Source organism: Endozoicomonas sp. SESOKO2, from assembly GCF_024606245.1.
Lineage (GTDB): Bacteria > Pseudomonadota > Gammaproteobacteria > Pseudomonadales > Endozoicomonadaceae > Endozoicomonas_A.
The window spans coordinates 1-5,262 of sequence record NZ_JAHHPQ010000618.1; the positions used below are offsets into that span (position 1 = coordinate 1).

2 protein-coding genes are annotated in these 5,262 nt (G+C 45.7%); both read right to left on the minus strand.

Annotated features, from left to right (window positions below; genetic code table 11):
• Positions 1 to 4,798, minus strand: a 4,798-nt coding sequence (locus KDK17_RS15315) for a hypothetical protein (protein ID WP_257288441.1), incomplete at its 3' end; no start/stop codon positions are given.
• 93 nt (positions 4,799 to 4,891) lie between these two features.
• Positions 4,892 to 5,262: hypothetical protein (locus tag KDK17_RS15320; RefSeq protein ID WP_257288442.1), on the minus strand; the 371-nt coding region annotated here is incomplete at its 5' end.

Below are 5,262 nucleotides of genomic sequence, written 5' to 3' on the forward strand. Positions count from 1 at the left end.
CTGCACCCATGCCGCGTATTTCATCGTCGTATTGTTGTGGCCCGGTTTTAATGTGGGTTCTTGCCCAGTCTGCCAGATTCTGGACTTCTCCCAGAGGATTCAGACACTGGCCTTCTGCGGGCTCAATTGTGAATGCAGTCTTCAGATTTTTGAAGACTTCCACAATCCGTCTGGCCTGATCAAACCTCAGATGGTTTCCGGCCAATGCCTGCAAGCGAATGGGTGCAAATTCATCGTCTAAGTCAAAAGTATGAAGATTTGGTATTAACTTACCGCTTAGCTCTGCTGATTCTGCCAGACCTATTGCGGCTTCCAGAGCCTGTTTTTTGAGGGAGTGCGACTGTCCGTAGGCGTAGATATCGGTGAGTATGTTTGCTTGTCTGGGCGTGTACTGGAAGGAGCCACCCTCATTTTCAACGGCTTCCTCTGCAGCTTTCAGGACTCCCTTTAATTGCTCTATTTCCCCTTTTCTGACTTCTATTTCTCTGTTAAGGCTGTCCTGTTCCCGGGTCAGTTGCAGGATCTTCCCGCCAGTACCATCAAGCCCGCCCATTTCTATCTGTTTTTTTCTCAAAGCATCAACCCGGTCAGCGTATCGCGCAGTGGGATCTGGCTTAATACCCATGTCGTCTTCAATGGCTTTAAGATCCTTTTTATGAGCCATCATAGCTTTCTGTGCTTTTAATATTTTTGTTTTTTTCTGTTTCAGGACTAAATCCAGCACTTGTCGATTGTGCTCAAGTTTAGTTTTAGTTTTCGAATCGATTTCTTTGGAAGGATGCATCGCCTGATTTTTAGTGTTCAGTTCCTCTCGTGCCTGCTTTTCTTCATCCAGTGCACTGGTCAATTCCATTTCTTTTAAAGCGTGCTCATGCAGAAATTTCGTAACCTGAGCGTACTTTTTTCTGGTTTCAGGCAGTTCGCCCATTGCGTGCTCGACTTCGTCCTGACCATGAGTGTCTGTATAGGTTATAATGGCATCGAAGTAATCCTCTTCGGCAAGCCTTTCAGCGTTACCTTCAACAGAGATTTTCAGTTCTGATGTAGCAGCTCTCAGTTTTTGAACGATTTCATCATGTTTCTCTGAACCTGCGCTCTGCAAAAGATGTCTGATGTCGTTTACTCGCTCACCGGTCGTTTGTTTATCAACCGGTGTCAGACCTAACTCAGTCTGAAGTTTTTTCATTAACTGATTAGGCGTCGTCTTGTCTTTACCCGTTTCTGGGTCGATGTTAGTGGAATCTGCGAATACCACTTGTTGACGATGAATAGCCCCCAGTTTGCGATGAAGTTCATCGAGCTCGCTTTCAGCTTCTTCTATGTTTCCTCTGGCTCTGGCTAACTCACGGTCAAGAACGTATCGGGGTTTAGGCCCCAGGTGAGCCATTTGCCTGTCAAGTTCATTCTCAATGGCTGCGATACGCTCATGAACCTCAGGCTGGCCCGCTTTAAACACTTTTTCATACAGCTGTTGTAGTTTTTCGGTAATGAGATTGAACTGAACATCCAAAGTGCCATCGTCTATATAGTTCTCAACCCCAAGGAGGTGGGCAATTTCGTTATATTTGGTTTCGATGATGCTCTCATCATCGTAGAGATCATTGTAGGTTTGGTCTAATTCATACTTCAATGCCCGAATTCTGGATTGCAGAACATACTTCTGTTCATCCAGGCCGACATCTTGTTTAAATTTTACTTTCAGATCGTCGGCCACTTTAGCAACGAAATCCCTGCCTCTTTTTTTAGCAGCAACGTTTTTACTCGTGTCGATGCCAAGCCTGTATTCTATGGCTCCAAGAAAATACTCCTGTTGCTCTCTGGCTCGTTCATTCGTATCTTCAACTTCAGAGGCAAGACGCGCGCGAAGATTATCGAGTTTTGTATCCCTATCTTCATCAAAATCGATTTCTTCTTCCCAGAGGGTATACTGTATATCATCCAGTTTTTTTTCAGTGACATCATTGCCGTCTAGTATTGTACGAACCCTGTCAAGTCTTGCTGCTTTGTCATCACCTTCCTTGATATTGATCCCGAGTGTTTCTTCTACGGCTTCCAGTATATCCAGCGCCTCTTCCTCTGCCCTCTCTCCGGCTTTTGTGATGTATGCCTGTATGTCCTTAGAAATAGCGTGACGACGGTAATACTCATCGTCCTCGCTATCGAGGTTATCCATCTTCAGGGCTTTTTCCACGGCTCGCAGTTTATCAAGTACTTTAGGCTTGGATATGGGGTGACCAGGTGTTCTGATGTCGCTAAGTAATTCTTCCGTATCTTCAAGACGTTGAAACCTGTCATGTATGACTTCCATCAGTGCGTTGATGTCTTCTTCTGTGGTGTCTTCATTCAACTTAATACCAACAATCGCTGCCAAAGCACTTGTCATGACTTTGACGATAGTGTCATCCCTGCAGCATTGAGCTTTCTGTACTTGAGCATTCAGTGACTCAATTCTCCAAAGCAGGAGATTTTGTTGAACGTCAATATCTGCATTGCCATCAAACTCCTTAATGTTTAAATGTGAGGCTATGAGTGCAAGGCGATCTTTGGTTGTATCTGCTTTTTCAGCCTCTGTGGGGGAGCTTTGTTGTTGAATACGTTGTTGAACGAGCTGAACTTCCAGTTGTTTAAGGTGCTGCTGAATGGCCTGACGACGGGTCTTCGGGTGGGCTTCGTCATCCGAAACCAGACCAAGCTGGCTTTCAATGATAGCCAGTCTGTGTGGAGCCTCCTCACCGAGCAGCTCTGCCCTATAATGCAGATGCTGTTGAATGGACCGGGAGCGGGCTCCCGGATCGTCTTCATTGAGGGGTTTAATATCGAACCGGCCTTCAATCGCCGCCAGTTTTGCTTTTACAGCTTCCTCATCAAGCAGACCTGCTCCAGTAAAGGTTGCGGCGACCGCTCTGTTCATGTCATTAATTTTTTCTGAGAGGCGTCTGGCTTGCTCATCCAGTGGCTGGGTATCATCCCAGTCATCTATGCCAAGTTGTATTGCCAGTTCAGAGTTGTAAACCTTTCTGGATTCTTTTCTGGCATCACGAATCTTTTGTTCCAGCGCAGGAATTCGTTGGGCTTCCTGCTGGAGTGTTTGTGTCTGGCTATGCAATACTTCGTGTATGTTACGAAGCTGAGCAAGTTCATCCTCAACTTGTAGCCTGATTTGTTGTGCTCTTAATTTTTTCTTTTCACTGGCAATGGCTTTATCCACTGTGAGCCGCAATTGACTTTTAAGCTGTATGAGTTTGGCTTCTTTTATCTGTAGCTCTTCCTGCGTGCTTTCGATCTCAATCAATTGTCTGGCCATGTCGCTTAAAACCTGGTTAGCGAACTCTTCGTTTTTGTATAAAAATTCGGTCTGTAATTCGGAGGAAACGGGTATAATGCTGAGAATACTCCGAATAAAATGCGGGTTAGTGAGAAGACCTTTAATTACGGGTTTGAAGCTGAAGTGTTTTGCGAGTTGAACCTGCAACCAGATTGGTGTGATGAATAACGAAGCGACTCTGATGTGTTCCAGTGAGAACTCAAATTCATGGACATGATCTGTTGGAGTAGCACTGGTCAATGCCTGTTGGAGAGACTCATAGAAATCAAGCGAAAACATCACCGTTTGATCTTCTTGTGCACGTTTCCTCGCCTCATTTTCGCCAATGACAGCTTCTCCGGCTTCGTACCGCGCATCCCACTCTTCCAGCACTGCCATCTGCCTGCTTCGAATGGCGTACTGGTAGCTTTCGATCTTAAGGTTTTTAACCTTTGTTGTTACTGCAAGAGCGTGGTTATTACCCTCAGCTTCTTGCCAGAGTGTATAGAGGGTTTCTACAAAGGCGATATCCGCAGAGTTCTGCTTCTGACCATGAAAAACAATAATCTCTCCCGGAGCCTCAGTCACTTCCAGTTTTGGATAACCGGTGGGCACAGGGTAAGTCTGCCTGTTATCCTCAATGTGTACTACATATCCGACGGGTTTATGGTATGACAACAGTTTATTCAGAGCTTCCTGCTGTAAATTTCCTTTCAGTACATGAACCTGCATATAGGCAGAGGTGGCGGCTGCCAGCAGAACCTCATCATTGACAAAGAGCGACTGACCCAGACGTTTAAGTTCAGGAGGCTGATCCCTTCCTGAGATAAGACGCATGAATGTACGCCCACTCACTTCAACTTTTTCTACTTCAATGGTGGCAAGGGCAACATAGTGGTCACTGGTTCCGAGGTTTCCTGCTCTGTCATCTGCACCTTGCAGCAATCTATACAGTTGTGCGGGGCTGGCGATTTTCGTTAAAGGTTCTAAAAATAAGTCAGAGAAAGTTATTTGATCACGAACAGCCTCAACAGAATCCTGATCGGTCATTCCGCCTCTGACTTCAATGACCAGTTCCTCTTCTTCAAGGTTATGGGTGAACCTGAAGATTCCCTCTCCACCTACCTTCAGGACTTTAGTGTATTTCTGAGCAGCACCGTTCTCGTCTGTTTCAAACAGGTCAACGCTGGAAACGGCACCATCAATGAAAGAAAGAACCTCTGTAAAGCCATTAGAAGGAACGAGATAGTCCGCTCTGGCTTGAGTCAGATCAGGGTAGGTAGTGGTAAAGGATTTGGGTATTGGCTCCTGGTCATCACCTAAGGTTGGCTTAAGTATGACCTCACTCTGGATAAACTCCACATGTCCATTGCCCGAAATATCGACAGACTTTATCTGAAGCTTGCGCTCGGCCAGTGCTTGTGTGCTTATGATGGAGGAGCTGATTGCAACTGCTACTGCAAGGCTTAATGCATTGGAGCGTGCATTTGTCATACTACTACCTCAGAGTTAACGAAGCCCTTATGTATTCCTTTATTCCGCCTTCGATTGGATGGCTATGAAGAGGTCATCCGCTGATTTCTGATATCAGAGTTCGTCACTGATACCCTTATCGTCTCCCTTGGGAAGTGTTGTTTTATCAAGAGCAGTAAGTTTCTTATTACTGCCTTGTTGCCTCTCAAAGAAGGCACCCAGAGTGTAGGAGTAGGGAATGCTGTCAGCATGGGAGAATGACCATTTAGGCACATTTTCCCTGAAGTATTTCTCCCAGCCATGCTCATACATCCTCATGGTGTGATCACGTCGTTCACGGAACTGAAGATAATGCTCGTTCCGCGTCCAACCGTGCATCATGTCCTTTGATTTAACACGCTTTGCATACTCTTCATTGGTTTCACTGAATCGCTGAGGCGTGGCAATGGCAGTACGTTTCACATAGTCAGATTCCGTTTCACCCA